General features: G+C 36.4%; 15 protein-coding genes. 11 read left to right on the top strand and 4 right to left on the bottom strand.

Features of this window, described 5'->3' with window-relative positions:
- Window positions 1-15 precede the first annotated feature (15 nt).
- From F938_RS13755 to F938_RS13715, 9 genes are all read left to right on the top strand, one after another.
- Window positions 16-1416 (top strand): aminotransferase, encoded by a 1401-nt coding sequence (locus tag F938_RS13755; RefSeq protein WP_004829071.1) that lies wholly within the window; start codon window positions 16-18, stop codon window positions 1414-1416.
- Between the two features lie 892 nt (window positions 1417-2308).
- Window positions 2309-2845 carry a Csu type fimbrial protein gene (locus tag F938_RS13750; RefSeq protein ID WP_004829070.1) on the top strand — a complete coding sequence of 179 codons (537 nt, stop codon included), beginning with the start codon at window positions 2309-2311 and terminating at the stop codon, window positions 2843-2845.
- A 62-nt stretch (window positions 2846-2907) separates the two neighbouring features.
- On the top strand, window positions 2908-3462 hold the full coding sequence (locus F938_RS13745; protein WP_004829068.1) for a spore coat protein U domain-containing protein: 555 nt from the start codon (window positions 2908-2910) through the stop codon (window positions 3460-3462).
- Window positions 3463-3471: 9 nt separating this feature from the next.
- Window positions 3472-3978, top strand: coding sequence for a Csu type fimbrial protein (locus F938_RS13740; protein WP_026040330.1), 507 nt, complete (start codon window positions 3472-3474; stop codon window positions 3976-3978).
- Window positions 3979-3982: 4 nt separating this feature from the next.
- Entirely contained in the window at window positions 3983-4798 is an 816-nt protein-coding gene (locus F938_RS13735; RefSeq protein ID WP_004829065.1) for a fimbrial biogenesis chaperone, read from the top strand.
- Window positions 4798-7308, top strand: coding sequence for a fimbria/pilus outer membrane usher protein (locus F938_RS13730; RefSeq protein WP_005032587.1), 2511 nt, complete (start codon window positions 4798-4800; stop codon window positions 7306-7308). The genes F938_RS13735 and F938_RS13730 overlap by 1 nt, the downstream gene beginning before the upstream one ends.
- Window positions 7305-8345, top strand: a complete 1041-nt coding sequence (locus tag F938_RS13725) for a Csu type fimbrial protein (RefSeq protein ID WP_005032585.1) — start codon at window positions 7305-7307, stop codon at window positions 8343-8345. The genes F938_RS13730 and F938_RS13725 overlap by 4 nt, the downstream gene beginning before the upstream one ends.
- A gap of 315 nt (window positions 8346-8660) precedes the next feature.
- Window positions 8661-9245 (top strand): recombinase family protein, encoded by a 585-nt coding sequence (locus F938_RS13720; RefSeq protein WP_005032583.1) that lies wholly within the window; start codon window positions 8661-8663, stop codon window positions 9243-9245.
- Between the two features lies 1 nt (window position 9246).
- A complete protein-coding gene (locus F938_RS13715) occupies window positions 9247-9495 on the top strand; it encodes a hypothetical protein (RefSeq protein ID WP_004829055.1) in 249 nt (82 codons plus the stop codon).
- Window positions 9496-9686: 191 nt separating this feature from the next.
- On the opposite strand, the gene F938_RS13710 is transcribed toward F938_RS13715, so the two are convergent.
- The 4 genes from F938_RS13710 to pdxR all read right to left on the bottom strand — a co-directional run bounded on the left by F938_RS13710 (window position 9687) and on the right by pdxR (window position 15037).
- A complete protein-coding gene (locus F938_RS13710; RefSeq protein WP_005032580.1) occupies window positions 9687-10520 on the bottom strand; it encodes a phytanoyl-CoA dioxygenase family protein in 834 nt (277 codons plus the stop codon).
- Window positions 10521-10574: 54 nt separating this feature from the next.
- Window positions 10575-11207, bottom strand: coding sequence for a TetR/AcrR family transcriptional regulator (locus F938_RS13705; RefSeq protein WP_004829051.1), 633 nt, complete (start codon window positions 11205-11207; stop codon window positions 10575-10577).
- A 506-nt stretch (window positions 11208-11713) separates the two neighbouring features.
- Window positions 11714-13162: an amino acid permease gene (locus tag F938_RS13700; protein WP_005032577.1), complete on the bottom strand. Its 1449-nt coding sequence runs from the start codon at window positions 13160-13162 to the stop codon at window positions 11714-11716.
- 372 nt (window positions 13163-13534) lie between these two features.
- Entirely contained in the window at window positions 13535-15037 is a 1503-nt protein-coding gene (gene pdxR / locus F938_RS13695; protein WP_010591298.1) for a MocR-like pyridoxine biosynthesis transcription factor PdxR, read from the bottom strand.
- Between the two features lie 301 nt (window positions 15038-15338).
- On the opposite strand from pdxR, the gene F938_RS24500 reads away from it, so the two are divergent.
- Both F938_RS24500 and F938_RS13690 read left to right on the top strand, forming a co-directional pair.
- Window positions 15339-15476 carry a hypothetical protein gene (locus tag F938_RS24500; RefSeq protein ID WP_005032571.1) on the top strand — a complete coding sequence of 46 codons (138 nt, stop codon included), beginning with the start codon at window positions 15339-15341 and terminating at the stop codon, window positions 15474-15476.
- Between the two features lie 91 nt (window positions 15477-15567).
- Window positions 15568-16746 (top strand): hypothetical protein, encoded by a 1179-nt coding sequence (locus F938_RS13690; protein ID WP_005032569.1) that lies wholly within the window; start codon window positions 15568-15570, stop codon window positions 16744-16746.
- Window positions 16747-17037 lie beyond the last annotated feature (291 nt).

The following is a 17037-nucleotide window of genomic DNA, read 5'->3' as shown; positions in this document are numbered from 1 at the left end:
ACAAGGAGTTATCACATGAAACAGTTATCAACAACACAAATTACTGAAATTTGGAAGAAAGACAAAGAACACCATATTCATCCTTGGACTGACTTTGCGACTTTTAAAGATGAAGGTGCAATGATTCTTGCACATAGCGAAGGATGTTATGTTTTTGATGCAGAGGGAAATAAATATCTAGATGGAATCGGTGGTCTATGGTGTGTCAATGTTGGCTATGGACGCAAAGAAATCGCTGATGCCATTTCAGAACAGGTGATGCAAATCCCTTATTATTCTGCATTTGGGCATCATACTTCGATTCCTGCTGCACAATTGTCGGCAAAAATAGCAGAATTGGCACCAGGAAATTTAAATCATGTGCTGTTTGGTTGCGGGGGTTCAGTTGCTAATGATACAGCAGTACGTGTGATTCACTTTTATTTTAATCAGTTGGGAAAACCGACCAAGAAAAAGTTAATTTCTCGAAAAGATGGTTATCACGGTAGTACCTATATCAGTATGTCACTCACAGGTGTTGAGTTTGATCATATTGGTTTTGATATTGACCGTGAATTGGTACACCATATTTCATGTCCAAATCCATACCGCAGAGCAGAAGGTCAGAGTCTTGACGAATTTTGCAATGAAAAGGTACTGGAGCTCGAAAATAAAATTTTGGAACTGGGTCCAGAAAATGTCGCTGCATTTTTTGCCGAACCGATTATGGGGGCTGGCGGAGTGATTGTGCCACCTGAGGGTTACCATACAAAAACTTTAGAAATTTGCCGTAAATATGGAGTTTTATATGTATCAGATGAAGTGGTGACTGCATTTGGGCGTATTGGGTATTTCTTTGCTTCGGAATCTGAATTCGGGATTGTTCCAGATATTATTACCTGTGCCAAAGGTTTATCTTCTGGTTACTTACCTTTGGGGGCAACAATTATTTCTGATGAGATTTATGAGGTCATCAATCAACCTCAAGCAGATGGGGCACTATTTACCCATGGTTTTACCTATTCGGGGCATCCTGTTTCCTGTGCAGCTGCTTTAAAGAATATCGAAATTATTGAACGTGAAAATTTGCTTGAACACGTTCAAGATGTCGGACAATACTTTGAAGATCAATTAAAAACGCTGGTTGATTTAGACATCGTTGGAGAGGTACGCGGTAAGAAATTTATGATGTGTATTGAAAATTTAGCCGATAAAAAAACCAAAACGCTTTTCCCGAGTTCTGTCAATGTCGGTGCTCGAATCGCTGAATACTGTCAGAAAGAGGGTTTAATTATTCGTCCTGTCGGACATATGAACATCATGTCTCCACCATTAATCCTCAATAAACAACATGTAGACTTCATGGTTAGAACTTTACGCAAAGCAATTTTAAGTACAACAGCTGATTTGAGATTTGAAGGTCATTTAGCTGCTTAATCTGAAAAAAATAAATTAACTTTAAAGAAATCAAGATTTAAATGAAATACATTTAAATCTTGATTTTTTATAACAAATTATATGATTCATCGAATTAAGTTAAACTCATGCTAATTCAACTTACTTTTATTCCAGCAAAAATTTTATATAGAATTCAAAATGTAAATTAATTTTGCTTTTCCTTTTGCCTATTTTATTTGAAATTGCTATCGCGTTTGGTGGTATAGATACTGCCCTTACTCAAGAGTGATAAGTATCTACCTTCGACCAACAAAGGGCTTTTGCTACTTTTCTCCCAAGAAAAGTAGAGCACCTTCTACACAAATTAAGCGAAATTTTGGACAAAATTGCAGGCATTGAAAACACTTTATTTATATGATGCGAGTTTTCAAGAATAGTGATGATGAGTTTAATTTGTGTGATGTTTGATATGACTTAATAAAAATACTTCCCCTCATTGAAAATCACTTCTTTGACTATTTTCGCAAAAATCTAATATCCAGCATGTCGCTCATTCTTTTATCATTGAAGTCGTTAAATCAATACAACTCTTGATCATCATTCGATGAAGTCTTATTTTTAAGCTAACTATAAAAAAAGAATGTAGGGGGTTGCATTTTTGTTATATGTAATTTATTGATATTAAATAATAATTTTTAATTTTTTTACTAAAATTCTGATTTAAATATGTTTTATTCATATGTTTTAAACTATTGTGTAATTTAGTACATATGATTTTTTAAATTTTTATATAAAAATCAATAGGTTATTCTGTGGTTTTTTCTATTCTTTTGTGTGTTTATTGAGCGGTATTGAGTCGCATGTAATGATTTGTTCGCATTCACATTTAATGTGTCGCAGTTAACAAATAATACATATCATGGGATTTAGTATGAATATTCTTAAAAAATTAACACTTTCTTTACTGTTGGGCACAGGGTATATCGCAACTGCACAGGCTGCTGTCACTGGTCAGGTAGATGTAAAACTCAATGTTTCAACAGGTTGTGCTGTAGAAGGCTCTTCAGTGGCAGGTAATATTAACCAGTTTGGTACGTTGGATTTTGGAAAAACATCGGGAAATTGGGACAACATCCTGACTGCGCAAGTTGCAGCTTCAGCGACAGGGAGTCATCTCAATGTAAAATGTGACAGTACGACACCTGTTAACTTTACTGTAGCAATCGATGGTGGGCAACGTGCTGACCGTAGTCTTAAGAACACAGCAAGCGCGGACACAGTAAGCTATAACGTATACCGTGATGCTGCACGTACAACACCCTATGCAATCAATACACCACAAAATTTTACCGCTGCTTCTGGCGCAGCTGAACAGGTGCCAATTTTTGGTGCAATTGCTGCGAATAGCGGTACTGCAAAAGCACAAGGTGACTATGAAGATACTTTATTAGTGACTGTTAATTTCTAATCTGTATACGTAACAATGAGCAGATTTGTTATGCGTAGCAAATCTGCCTAGAGGAGGAGCGTATGCATTTATTTTTTAAACAATGCGTGGGATTTCTAACTTGTGGTTTTATTGCAACATTTGTACATGCAGGGCAGTTGGGCGCTAAGCTCAAATTGCAGATAGAGCTTGAATCTTCCTGTCAGGTCAATAACCAAACTGTGAGTAGTGGGGCAAGTGGGTTAAATCTAGGTCAATTGGATTTTGGCGAAACAATGGCTTCATTTAATCATGTTATTGAGACTGGCTTAACCAATGCTTCTGGTTCAGGTCTAACGATTCAATGTTTGAATAATTCGCCAATCAAAATCACTTTCGGAAATGGTCAAAATGATGGGCAAGTGCCATTGTCTTTTCGTACAAATTACTTCCGCGCAATGAGTAATGGCACCGATTATCTTGCTTACAATATTTTATATGGAAGTAATAGAGATGTGCTTAGACCAAATCAATTCATTACTTTGAATAACAATGGTCAACCACAGACACTTGATTTAATTGGGCAGACTGTCAATAACGGGCAGCCAGTTTCTCTGGGTCATTATACCGATACGATTCCAATTACTATTGAATTTTAAAGAAAAATCATGAAAAAAATAGCTTTGAGTATTCTACTAATGTTGAATGCAGCGGGTGCTTACTCACAAACTACAGCCACATTTCAGGTTCAAGCGACCATAGATAAAGGGTGTGAGTTGAGCAAAGTTGAACAGTTAATTGATTTTGGTCGTCATCCTGTGGTGTCGCAGGACAAACTTTTGTGGGGTGGGTCGAATACTGCACAAAGTTGGAATATTCGTTGTACTGAGCAATTGCCTGTAAAGATCATGTTGAATAGCGGAGATTACTTTTCAAATTCCTCCCGACGGATGAAACATGCTCAAGAAAATGAGTTTATATCTTATCAACTATATCGAGATATTAATTTGCTGAGTGAGTATGTAAGTGGAAATGCCTACACACTTACCCCAACCACTGTTTCAGATCCGTTATTGAATTTTTCTGTGTATGCTTTTACAGATTTAGATAACAACAATCAACCACGATCGGCTGGACTTTATAAAGATATGGTCGCAATAACGATTACCTGGTGATGATATGAACGTATATAAAATGAAATTATGGTCAGGCAGAACATTATCTGCTGTATTTGTGTCGATAATGGCTTCATCAGTATTTGCCCAAGCGACTTTTTTGATTTGGCCCATTTATCCAAAAATTGAAGCAAACGAAAAAGCATCAGCAGTATGGTTAGAAAATACTGGAAAATCTGATGCGATGGTACAGGTTCGAGTTTTTAAATGGGATCAAACAAATCAACAAGATTCCTACCAAGAGCAAACTGAAATCATTCCCAGCCCGCCTGTTGCTAAAATAAAGGCGGGTGAGAAACATATGTTGCGATTGACGAGAGCGATCAACACAGGTGCTGGAAAAGAAGATGCTTATCGAATCGTTGTTGATGAATTACCCATTAACTTAGATTCAAATTCAGATCAGAATACATCCACTGTAAGTTTTCAGATGCGTTATTCAATTCCGCTTTTTGCTTATGGAAATGGATTGGGGAGTGGTTTGAGTGAAAGCTCACAAAAAATAAATGCCAAAAATACATTGGCAAAGCCGATATTGAGCTGGTGGATTAAAAACAACCCACAAGGTGTACCAGAGCTTTATATTCAAAATAAAGGAATGAAATTCTCTCGGCTTTCGGGTATTCAGTTGAGTCCCAATTCAGAGCAAATCGTACTCGGGAAAGCAGCCTTTGGATATATCCTGGCAAACAGTACGATGAAATTTGAGTTGGATCAGTCAGTATTTACGCGTTTGAATCAGCAGAATACTTTGTATGGTGTAGATACTTCAGGTACTAAACAAGCTCTCATTGAAATGAAAAAAGAAGGAGGGCAGTAATGCGCTATATCTCCGACTCAAATCCACCTTCTTTTTTATGCAGAAGTCTCGCACTTATTTTGATGTCTAATCTTCCTGCATTTGCAACGCATGTATATGCAAATAGTTTACCGCCAGCACCGAAAGATGTTTCTGAAGTAAATGGGTTATTTAAACTTTATTTAGACTTAATCGTCAATCAGCATGCAACTCAACAGGTCGTTCCTGTGATTGTTAAGGGCGATTATTATTTTATTCAACACTCTAAATTAGATGAATTGGAAATCAAAATCCCACTTCAAAATATAGACAGCCAGCCTGAAACAATACTGACTGATTTAGAGATTTTTACATTAGGGTTTTCAGGGAAGGCATCAGACTGGGTTGCTTTAAACCAAATCCCTGAACTGAAATATGATTACAATTCAGCAAAACAGTATTTTAGTGTGGATATACCTGCCAGTTGGATGCCTGTGCAAATGCGAGGACAGGATTCTTGGTTTAAGGCACAAACAGCAGAGTCTGGAACAGGTTTACTGAATAACTACGATTTTTATAGTTATCGTCCTGAGAAGGGGGGAAATAGTACATCACTATTTACTGAACAGCGTTTTTTCTCTCCTTATGGTGTACTGAAAAATACAGGTATTTATCAGAAAACAGATTTAAAATCTATTGTAAATGACTCGAAACTCAACAATGATGGCTATCGACGTTATGATACGACTTGGCAATATGATGATCCAACCACGGTATTGTCCTATTTAGCAGGCGATGTCACGACTGGCAATAAAAACGCTTGGGGGAGTTCTGTTCGCTTAGGCGGTTTACAAATTCAGCGTAATTTTGGTACACGACCAGATTTGATTACTTATCCTTTACCGCAGTTTAAAGGAGAAGCAGCATTACCGAGTACAGTTGATTTATTGATTAATGGGCAAAAAACCAGCTCTACTGAAATACAATCAGGTCCTTTTATTTTAAATAATATGCCTTTTATCAATGGTAAAGGCGAAGCTGTGATTGTGACGACTGACAGTGTAGGGCGTCAGGTGTCTACTGCAGTTCCATTTTATGTTTCAAATACCTTACTTAAACCTGGTCTATTGGACTATTCATTATCTATGGGGCAGGTAAGAGAAGATTATGGAATTAAGAACTTTGAATATGGCAAATTTGCAGGTTCAGCCGATGCACGTTACGGCGTAAATGACTGGTTAACCACTGAGGGACGTGTAGAACTTTCAAATGCTATTCGATTGGCTGGAGTTGGTTCAGTCATGAAACTTAAGCATTTTGGGGTGTTGAGCAGCTCTGTTTCTCAGAGTTGGGCTGACCGTGAATTAAACCGTTTTGAAAATAAAAATCTCAATGGAAATCAATATACATTGGGTTATAGCTACAATCAGAAACGTTTTGGTTTTGGTTTAAATCATTCACAGCGTGACAAAGAATATGCTGATCTTTCTAAGCTTCAATACAGCAATTTGATTTCTGCAAATAGTACCAAAAATTGGGTAGCGAATACCTACTTTGCAACTGAAAATTCAGGTAGTTTTGGTGTTGCTTATATTCGCTCCAAAACCAATGATATTGAAAACAAGTTGATGAATCTGTCATGGGCACCTATTTTGCCACCTTATATGCGTGGTGCGACCGTTTCGTTGAGTGCCAATCGCGATTTCGTTGAAAAAGATTGGAGTGTTGCATTTCAATTGTCTGTTCCTTTAGCAAAACGCAATACCTCAACAAATTTAGGTTATAGCAGACAGTCAAAGGGAGACTATGGTTATGTTAATTTTAACCAGAATATTCCAACGGGTGGCGGCTTTGGGTTTGATGTAAGTCGACGTTATAATGAGAATAGCGATGACTTTAATCAGGCACGTGTAAGTTATCGTAACCGATATGTGAATACTGATGTAGGTATGTCAGGGGATAAAAATTATAACTACTGGTTAGGTCTGTCAGGTTCAGTCATTTTAATGTCTGGAGATATATTTGCTTCAAATCGACTTGGACAGTCTTTTGCATTGATCGATACCAATAAGACCGCCGATGTCCCTGTACATTATGAAAATAATCTGATTGGGAAAAGTAATTCTAAAGGCTACATTTTTGTACCATCGGTCACGCCTTATTACGCTGCCAAATATAGCATTAATCCAATTAATTTAGCCTCTAACTTTAATGCCACCCAAGTTGAAAAACGAATTGCTGCAAAACTGGGTTCTGGTGTCGTTGTCAAATTCCCAATCAAACAATCCTATGCCGCGAACGTTTACCTTGTTCAGGAAAACGGACAACCGATTGCTGTCGGTGCTGTGGTTCATCGTGCTGATCATGATTCTAGCTATGTAGGCATGGACGGAATTGCATATCTTGAAAATTTAAAGGCTGAAAATAGCATCAGTATTCAGTTATCAGATAAAAAGCTATGCAAAGCAGACTTTTTATTGGATCTCAAACAAGCGCAACAGCAAATTGCTGTTGTTAAGCCTGTTGTTTGCCGTGAGGTTGTACAACCATGATTTTTAATATAAAAACCTTGAATTTAAAAACCTTGATACCGACGGGTATTGTGCTGACAGGTTTAATGCTTATTTCTAGTCAGAGCCAAGCGATTTGTTCAGTTAATTCCAGTGGAAATACCAGTATGGGGACCATCTCATCGATCAGTTTGTTGGAAAATGGAACACAATCCAATCAATTTAGTGCAGGCTTATCATGCGTAGGTTTTAGCTTAGCAGCAGCGAATAGAACTTATTTAAAATATATGGTGAGTGAAATGCCGACCAATTTTATTAATGACCAAACGGGTGAAAATTTAATAGTTAATTATTTGGATATTAATAACAATCCGATTGTGATTGGTGCAGAACGAGATCTGAGTACTTTTTCATTGCTCAATATTTTTTCTACAGTGGATGGTGCTTTACCATTTTATGCGAAAATATCTTCTGGACAATCTATACCTCCTGGAACATATAGAGCCAATACGCCTTTCAAAGTAAAGTGGTATTATTCCGTACCTTTCGTTGCTATAGGTGGAATAGGATTTTTTGAAGAAAGTCCTGGTTTTTTTCGCGGTGTATGGGGAGGGGGAATGAATTGGGGATCGGGGCGTGATGCGACATTGAATTTGAGTATTAAAGTTTTGCCTGATTGCCGAATTTCAACCAATGATATTAACTTTGGAACGGCTGCTTTTGCCAATGAGTTTGAACCTGTACAGACTTCTATGGGGATTCGTTGCTCAGCAAAAACACCCTATATGGTAAGTTTGGATGATGGTTTATATCTACAAAATGGATTTCAGCGTGCAATGAAGTCAAATAGCGGAAATAATTATTTACTTTATGAAATTTATAAAAACTCAACGACTGAGCGATGGGGGAATTGGGGAAGTGAACGATGGTCAAGTGCCAATGCAACAACCAATGCTGGTAATTATGATGCATTAACGCAGCAAGGTTATTCATTTACTGCAAAAGTTCTTGATTTCAATCCAGATAACTTACCTGCAGGTAAGTATAGCGATAAATTAACTGTTAAGGTCGAATTTTAAGATGAAAACCCCAAGATTAATTTATGAATAGATAAGTCATATTATCTATATGATATGACTGATTATACTTAGAGCAGATTTAAATTCTTATTTAAAGCGCTGCTCTAATTATGATTGGTAATTAAATTATATAATAATTAAGAAATAAAATAAATTTTTAAACAATATATCTATCAGTTTTATAATGAACCCTTATTTTTGGTTAAGATTGTCTTGCTGATAAATAAATGTTCCATATGTATTTTTAAATATTAGATGGTTCTAAATATTTCTTGAATTTTGGATATAGGTATTGTTGTTTAAAGAGGAACTATTGTGCGTGCTTATGCATATTTTAGAACTGAAGAGGTCTCAAAGGAGGATTTTAATTATGTTGATTATCTTAAAAAGTATGGTTATGAAATTCCAAAAAATAGATTTATTTTTGAGCAGGTGAAGATCGGGATACCATTAAAATTTAGACAAAAGTTAATTATATTAATTAATTATACACTTGAAAGTGGAGATCTTTTAATCATTGATGGAATAGATTCATTAGGAAGTGATTTTAAAGAAATATATTCAAATGTCAGTACTATTTTTAAAAAGGGGATACGTTTAGTGTGTTTAGAGTTTTCAAAAAAAGAAATAAAAGGAGATGTTAAAAAAATATTCTTCCATTTTTTAAAAATGTGTTCTGATTTTGATCGAAAAGTTAAACTCGAAAAAATGGGCGGGCGTAAAAAGATAAATAAAATAGGTCGACCCGAGATATTAACTAAAAAGAAGAAAAAAGAAATTATAGAAAAATTTAAAAATGGGCAAAGTGTATATGCTTTAGCTCGACAATACTCTGTAGCTAGATCGGTCATTCAACGACTACTTTCTCAGGCAACTGCAAATATTAATTATGAGGATTAAAATGAAAAAGAAAACCAAAATAAATCGTTTAGTAAGAGCTAGGCATAAAGACAATATAGAAAAAACGATGGCTGTTCAATTAAGATATCATTTTAATAAAAATCCTTGGGTAAGTGATAAAATTCATCAAATTGAGATTTACTCTGTAGATGGTCTGATTAAGTATAAGGTTTTAAATGTTGCTTATGAGGGAAGGCGTATTACTTTTTTATATGGTTCTCTCACATATGCTGTTGATTTGAGAAATTAATTTTTATATTTAAATTCTTTGATCAAAACATTTGTGTGTTGAGTGATATAAATATCGAAGGTAACTTCTCTCGATGAGAGATGTTTAGGATAAAAGGAAAATTCATAATAAAAGCTACTATAAAAGTAAACCCATGAAGCCCTATAACCAAATGATGACATTCATTTGGTTATTTTAAAACTTAAAACCCATTATTCCAATGTTCTAAGTGGGTGCATACCATCGACCATGCCCATAAAGGGTGGATAGATGGAGTATCCTACCAGTGCCTGAAGGGGAGGTGAAAGCGACTTTACAGTCTCTTTTGATAGCTCAAGCAAATAATTTTCTTGCTGTCGTAAATAAGCCTCACAGTACTGATGTGTCACCGCTAAGCGAGGTGCTTTGGTCTGATTTTCTCCTCCACCATGCCATGTTGTACCCAGAAAAAACAATACAGAGCCTGCTGGCATTACAGCAGATATTGCTGCTGATCTTTGAGCAATTTGATCGTCACCCCAACAATGACTTTTCGGCACAACCACTGTCGCTCCATTGTGTTCAGTAAAGTCATCAATTGCCCAAATTGTTGCTGCACCGAGTGCTTTTCTAGGGCGAGGTAGGCGATAGAATGCATCATCATAATGTAAATGTTGTGCTGACTCTTCTGGAAGAATATTGATCATTTGGCTTTGTGAAAGTAGAAAGCCTGGTTCAAACAAACGATCCATTAAACCTAGAATTTGTGGGTGTACTGCAAGTTGATCAGTGACGCGCGTTTTAGCGAGGACATTATATACACGTTGTGTTTGCAGTCCCTCGAATGAATTTCGTCCTTTTCGCTCAAGCAAGGCATATGCTTCTTGTTTAATTGCTTGGCAGCTTTCTTGAGAAATTAAATTTTTGATAATGACATAGCCATCGCGCATCAATTTTTCGAAATCTTGATCAATTTCAGCTGTATTTCGCTCCGAATCTGTCTGTAACTGACGATATGTTTGTGCTTGATCACGCTGTTGATATTCATGAATATTGAATTGCTTCATCCTTCAAAACTCCCTTTTTGATGTTCCTTAAAACAAAATATTGATGCTCAGTATTTAGTTCAGTTTTTTATTCATAACGACTTTGGATGTATGGGGTGTTGGGATAGGTTCAAGTTGTAAAGTATTGCTGATCAGTAACCAAAGCTGTTCCAACAATGTTGTATTCGATGGCTTTTGCTCTGTAAGCAAAGCTTGATCTATGGCAAGGCGTAAGCCACCCATTAACATGGCTACTGTGATTTCAGGATCAAGTGTAAGAGGAATTAGTCCTAACTTTTGCCCTTGAGCAATATTGCGAACACCTTGTTCGATTAAAGCTTGGATATGTGCACGTTCGATATCGAGTACTTCAGGTTCACGAGCAAGACGACCTGCAATCAAGGGTGCTAGAGGATGACTATAAAAATAATCAATGATTGCTTTGGTACGTGCCTTTTCTCTTTCACGCCACTCGAGGTCTATTGAAATCCCGTTACCTAAAGCAATTTCTCTGAGTGGTTCATAAAATTGGTCAACAACTGCAGCGATTAAACCTGTTTTGGAACCAAAGTGGTGATAGGTGAGTCCTACAGAGCTATTTGCTCGTTTAGCAATCGCACTAATTTCCATATGACCATTGTTTGCGATTAACTCTTGTTCTGCCGCAGCAATGAGACGAAGGTAAGTGTCCATCTTTTTATCAGTCATTTTTTGTTCTTTAAAAATTGAATTGAATTCAATTTAGTTTGATTTTAGAAATAGATCAAGCCAATAGCAGTTATTTCTTAATTACATTTTTGTAATACACTAAAGCTTAATAGGTCTAGAAAAATGATCAGTCCTGTTGAATAGCGATGAGTCAATGATTAAATAGATCGGTTTCTTTATAATTTCTGGAAAGAAAGGAGAATAAGTACCCAAGCTATACATAGAGAATGTCTAGGCTTGTATGACGAACAAATGTTTGTTGTGTATTTATTTTGATGAAATGATGATTAGTCTTACGATCTGAATAACACACTATATATGAGGCGTATTTGAGTTACTGCGATGTAATTTAATTCGACTTAGGGTCTATTGACACTTCGCTGTCGCAAGCATCTGTGAAGTGTCAACAGACTTTATCTATTTTCAAAATGCATAAGCCTTAGCTAAAGCGGTTTTAGCAATAAAATGGTGTTAGGGCTTGTGAGTTTTTGTGCTAAATTGGCTCATCAAGAATGATCAGTTAAGTTGATTTTGTCTTGCTTCGTTTTGTTGAGAGAATCTTTACCCCAATTAAACTTTTGAGCACAGATGCCAAGAGCAACAATAAATACCGCAAGAAGGGTTGTATAGGAAACCTCTTTAAAATAAGTTCCTTCAATGACCATCGTAATTAAAGCAACAACAATAAAAATGATCACCACATAGGTTAGCCAAGGAAACAACCACATTTTGAATGGAATTTCTTTTCCTTCAGCTTCAAGTTTTTTACGCAGTTTTAACTGTGAAATCGCGATAACGAGATAGACATATAATGAAACGGTACCTGTTGCTAGCATAAGAACGTCATAAATATTCATACTTTCTGTTGCAGTTAGATATGCAGCAATTATTGAAAATATACTTGAAAAGATGACCCCAATCCAAGGACTATTATTGCGATTCGTCGATGCGAAACTTTTGGGTGCATCACCACGTTTTGAAAGGGAATACATCATCCGTGAACAGGTGTATAACGCAGAGTTAAAGCAACTACATACAGAAGTTAAAACTACAAAATTGACAATATGTCTAGCTTCTGGGATACCAAGCGCAGTTAAAGTTACACTGTATGTTCCCCAAGTCGGGTCTTTGAGTAAAGGGTTATTGTAAGGAATTAAACAAACAGTAATGAACATTGAACCAACGTAGAATAATATGATTCGCCATACAATTGAGTTTGATGCTTTTCGAATTTCTTTCGCAGGGTTATTTGTCTCGGCAGCTGCAACAGTGACAATTTCTGCACCCATGTAAGCAAACATAACACCAAGTAATGCCGTGATCACGGCTGAAAATCCATTTGGCATAAATTCATTAGAAGTCAAATGAGTAACACCACCTAGCATAGAGGCATCACCCCAAGGCCAAAGGTGTAAAACCGCTAAACTTCCGATCACCAAGAAGAGGACAATCGCAACTACTTTAATCATGGCAAACCAGAATTCAAACTCACCATAGTTTTTGACATTGCGTAAATTTACCCATACTAGGCTTATTGTCACCAGTAACATATAGCCCCAAATCGGAATAAACGGAAACCAACTATTAAGGATCTTTCCCGCAACAAATGCTTCCCAACCCATTAATAAAGTCCAAAATGACCAATATAACCACCCGATAGAAAATCCTGCCCAACGACCAATTCCTCGGTCTGCATAGGTTGAAAATGATCCACTGTCTGGGTTGAGTACAGCCATTTCACCTAACATTCGCATAATTAAAAGAACGAGAAGCCCTCCTAATGAGTAGGCTATAAGCGCAGCGGGCCCTGTGGAATAAATCACACTTCCTGAACCTATAAATAAAGCGGCGCCTATTACTCCAGCAATTGAAATCATTGTAAGGTGACGTGGCTTAAGTCCACTTTTTAGACCTTGAGATGAATCATCTATTGAGTTAGGTTGATTTGTTATCATATTATTTCCCTTAATATTCTTTATATGGTTGCAAGGTGATGCTATCTCCATCCATGAACTATTTATCCATTGAAGCGATGACTGATGGCTTAAGTATCGACTTAAAATTTAGCCAGCTTAAAATGTGATGACACGACTGCTTGCTTGAGTGATCACACTGTTGCCATCGGGCTGTCCTAAGCTATAGTGTTGGTAATCTCTCTTTTTTGTTATGAGGTGACTAGAGCCATTTTTTATGTATTTAAAGGAGCCAATTTATTTAAATAATGAAAAGTGTATTAAAAAACGAATTAGGCAGCGCATGAATAGAAAATTTATAAAGAGATTTTTTAAAGCTGAATTATGATTAAAATACTGAGTTACGATTATTTCTTAATTTAAAGTTTGAATACCTGCATCACGTAAACATTCTAATAAGATACCGAAAGCAATCAGTATCTTTTGTTCATTGACACAAGCAAAACCAAGCAATAGCCCCTTATGCTGGGTAGAATATTGTTTGGTGTAATATTGAGAAAGGGCTCGAACTTTTACGCCTTTCTCTAAGGCATTTGCAGCAATCAATACATCATTACTGTCACTTGGTAATTTTAAAATAAGGTGCAAACCCGCTGCTGTATTGTATTCGTGAAGAAAATTTTGTCCCAAATGCCTATGGATTAAGTCAACCAAGAAGGCATGGCGTTTACTGTATAGAAGGCGCATCCTGCGAATATGTGCTTCATAATGCCCTTCACGAATAAACTCAGCCAATATGGTCTGATCTAGTAAATGACCTCCTCGATACAATTCTGAAGCTGCAACTCGTAAAGGTGAAAATAGCTTTTTGGGAACAACCAGATAACCTATACGTAATGCTGGATAAATTGTTTTACTGAATGTTCCCATATAAATGACGGGAGAATCGTCTTCTAGACCTTGTAAAGAGGGGTAAGGTTGTCCTGAAAATCTGAATTCACTGTCATAATCATCTTCGATAATCCAACTTTTATGCTGACGAGCAAATGCGATGAGCTGCTTGCGTCGTTCAAGGCTCAAATGTGATCCCAAAGGATATTGATGCGAGGGAGTGACAAAGATTAACTTTGGCGATTCTTTAACATCAAGGTCAGGAATAATACCATGTTGATCCACAGGCAGAGCACGTATGTGAACACCATTGATGCGTAAAATATTACGAATTCCCCAATAGGCAGGGTCTTCAATCCAGACGTCATCTCCTAAATCACTTAAGGTACGTGAAACTAAATCAATGGCTTGATGTGTGCCTTCGGTAATGATGATTTGATCTGCATCACACTGCACAGACCGTGCAATCGTAAGATATTCGGCAAGTGCTTGACGTAATTCAATAGATCCACCTTCATTACTGTAAATCAATTGACTAACACTGGGTTCACGGCTTAAACGGGTCTGGATTCGACTGAATATATGATGCGGGAATTCGGTTACATCGGGTGCACCTGGAACAAAAGCCCCCCATTGATAAGGAGATGCTGCCGAATAACCGACCAGATAAGAACCTCTTTGAGATAGGTTATAGGACTCGTTTTGTTTATTTTCTTCAGTGAGGCAAATGTTATTTTCTGCTTTGATCAAGAAGGATTCAGGTATTTTTTCTGCAATCCAAGTCCCTTGCCCTGTGCGGGCTTCAACATATCCTTGTGCTCTTAATTGTTCATAAGCACTTAACACTGTGTTGCGTGATACTTTTATTTCTTTTGCAAGATCTCGTGAAGCGGGTAAACGAGTCTTGGGAGCAAGGACACCCTGAATAATTGCATTGCGCAAACAGCGAAAAACACGCAATTGTAGTGTTCCTTCAACATCTTGCTGCAAGCGTTGTAGTAAATAATCTCCAAGTAAGCTTTGCAAATTGGCTCTCTCCCAAAAATTAAAAGTGGCTCTCGCGAGCATAATATCAACGATGCAAAATAATGAGATTAGGTCAATGCTCTGCGTATTTTTCTTAACAATCACGGCAAATATGATTTTTTTATATGTCAGAGCATATACAGACTTTTTGATAAAAGCAAAAAATCTGAGCTTAATTTTTAATAACACAGATTGTGTTATTAAAAACATGGGTCAATCAATTTATAGGTCCATTACTCAAAATGAATAACTTTTGCTGAGGCAAGGAAATGCAACAGCAGATAAAAAATAGGAATAAATAATGAACACTTTACCGCAATGTTTTTTAAAGCAACGACTAATCGCGAAGGCTTTGAAGCAAGATCTAAAACAGCAAGTCTATCCAAGGCAAGATTTTATTGATCCCACTAAAATGCAGGATATTTTTCCTGTTGGATAAAATTCAATTTTGATTATTGAGAATGATTGAAACTCGAAATTCTAATTTTATAAATAATTTGATTTAAACATATTTTAATTAGGGAACTTTTATGACGTCACCACATTTTTTTATAAAGTTATTTGTATTGGTAAACAGTGCTGCATTAGTCACCATTCCAACTCTAGCAAAAGCGGAAATCGTGTCATGGGGCAATGCAGATACAAATTTAGGTAAACTTACGATATCAGGATGGGTGAGGGCGAATTATCAGGATAAAGATTATTCTGATAATGACCACAAATTAAAATTCAATGCAGCCAAAATTGACTTGAAATATGATGCAAAACAATTTTATGGAAATGTGGAGTATCGTTGTTATCAAGAAGATACTTTGTGTGATTTTTCAACACTCGTGAACGCGAATTTAGGATATAAACTGACTGCTGATAGTCGAATCACGGTTGGTCTACAAGACATGCCTTTTGGTATTAGTCGATTTTGGACGAGCAGTTGGTATGGTAGTTCATTGGATAATGTAGGGCTAGAAGACACTCACAATCTAGGGATAAATTGGCAACAACAACTTGGACAAAATACCCGCTTAGATTTGGCTTATTTTGCTCGAGATGGGGGGAATTATGGAGGTCTTGGGGACGCTGCCCGCTATTCTGCAAACTATGTTAAACCTGATAATCCAAGTCTCGATGATACGATTAAAGAAAAAAATATGTGGGTGGCTAGAGTTAATCAAAAAATTCCACTAGATAGTTCTCCAATAAAACTGAATGTAGGAGGATCTTATTGGTATTCCGATTTAGAAAACAACAATGGACGAACAGGTCATCGAAATGCATGGAATGTTTTTAGTCATTTAAATTATCAAAAGGCAAATTTAACAGTGACAGCTGGGCAGAATCGCGCCAAGAATGAATCTTTGGTTGAACCAAACTATACAACAGTAGGTTCATTCGAATCAAAATATTATGTGGCAAACAAAGCTAATTATTATGTCGCAAATTTTGATTATCACATTGATGATTTTTATAAAGACTATGATTTATCACCCTATATCAGCTATGCAGTGTTTGATAAAGATCAATCAGGTTTTGCGACATCTTTCCGAACTATTTTGGGGGCTCAATTGGATATTCATCAGTTTTCGTTAGTTACTGAATATATCATTGGCAAAAATGATGTATTTATTGGGGGAGATGCGAATTCTTTGGCTAAAGGGGATTTTGCTGGGAATGGTAAGTTGTTGAATTTATTGTTTATCTATAAATTCTAATTTTAAAGTTATAAACTTATTCTTAATATAAGCCAACAAAAATAATCCTTCTGCCTAAATCCTTTAGGGAGAAGGCGCTTTCAATATCTAAATGTCTCACTGTTCATACTTATCTTAATTCATAATAGCTCAACAAAAAAACATCTATAAACAAATACTTTTTGTTCAGAGCTTCGCAATTGATTAACTTTAAAACTTTATACATCTCTGAAAAATTATAAATTGGTTCTCTTTAACTCACCCAAAGTGGCTCTCGTCTCTTATTGCTAAAAGTGCAAAATTGGATCAATG

Source organism: Acinetobacter bereziniae LMG 1003 = CIP 70.12 (assembly GCF_000368925.1).
Lineage (GTDB): Bacteria > Pseudomonadota > Gammaproteobacteria > Pseudomonadales > Moraxellaceae > Acinetobacter > Acinetobacter bereziniae.
This window is presented reverse-complemented; position numbering and strand designations above follow the sequence as displayed.

Bases quoted from the DNA above. Each gene is read 5' to 3' on its own strand.
- F938_RS13725 (WP_005032585.1), top strand. From the start codon at position 7,305: ATGATTTTTAATATAAAAACCTTGAATTTAAAAACCTTGATACCGACG.
- F938_RS13750 (WP_004829070.1), top strand. From the start codon at position 2,309: ATGAATATTCTTAAAAAATTAACACTTTCTTTACTGTTGGGCACAGGG.
- F938_RS13740 (WP_026040330.1), top strand. From the start codon at position 3,472: ATGAAAAAAATAGCTTTGAGTATTCTACTAATGTTGAATGCAGCGGGT.
- F938_RS13710 (WP_005032580.1), bottom strand. From the start codon at position 10,520: ATGAAGCAATTCAATATTCATGAATATCAACAGCGTGATCAAGCACAA.
- F938_RS13705 (WP_004829051.1), bottom strand. From the start codon at position 11,207: ATGACTGATAAAAAGATGGACACTTACCTTCGTCTCATTGCTGCGGCA.
- F938_RS24500 (WP_005032571.1), top strand. From the start codon at position 15,339: ATGAACACTTTACCGCAATGTTTTTTAAAGCAACGACTAATCGCGAAG.
- F938_RS13700 (WP_005032577.1), bottom strand. From the start codon at position 13,162: ATGATAACAAATCAACCTAACTCAATAGATGATTCATCTCAAGGTCTA.
- F938_RS13730 (WP_005032587.1), top strand. From the start codon at position 4,798: ATGCGCTATATCTCCGACTCAAATCCACCTTCTTTTTTATGCAGAAGT.
- F938_RS13735 (WP_004829065.1), top strand. From the start codon at position 3,983: ATGAACGTATATAAAATGAAATTATGGTCAGGCAGAACATTATCTGCT.
- F938_RS13755 (WP_004829071.1), top strand. From the start codon at position 16: ATGAAACAGTTATCAACAACACAAATTACTGAAATTTGGAAGAAAGAC.
- F938_RS13745 (WP_004829068.1), top strand. From the start codon at position 2,908: ATGCATTTATTTTTTAAACAATGCGTGGGATTTCTAACTTGTGGTTTT.
- F938_RS13715 (WP_004829055.1), top strand. From the start codon at position 9,247: ATGAAAAAGAAAACCAAAATAAATCGTTTAGTAAGAGCTAGGCATAAA.
- F938_RS13690 (WP_005032569.1), top strand. From the start codon at position 15,568: ATGACGTCACCACATTTTTTTATAAAGTTATTTGTATTGGTAAACAGT.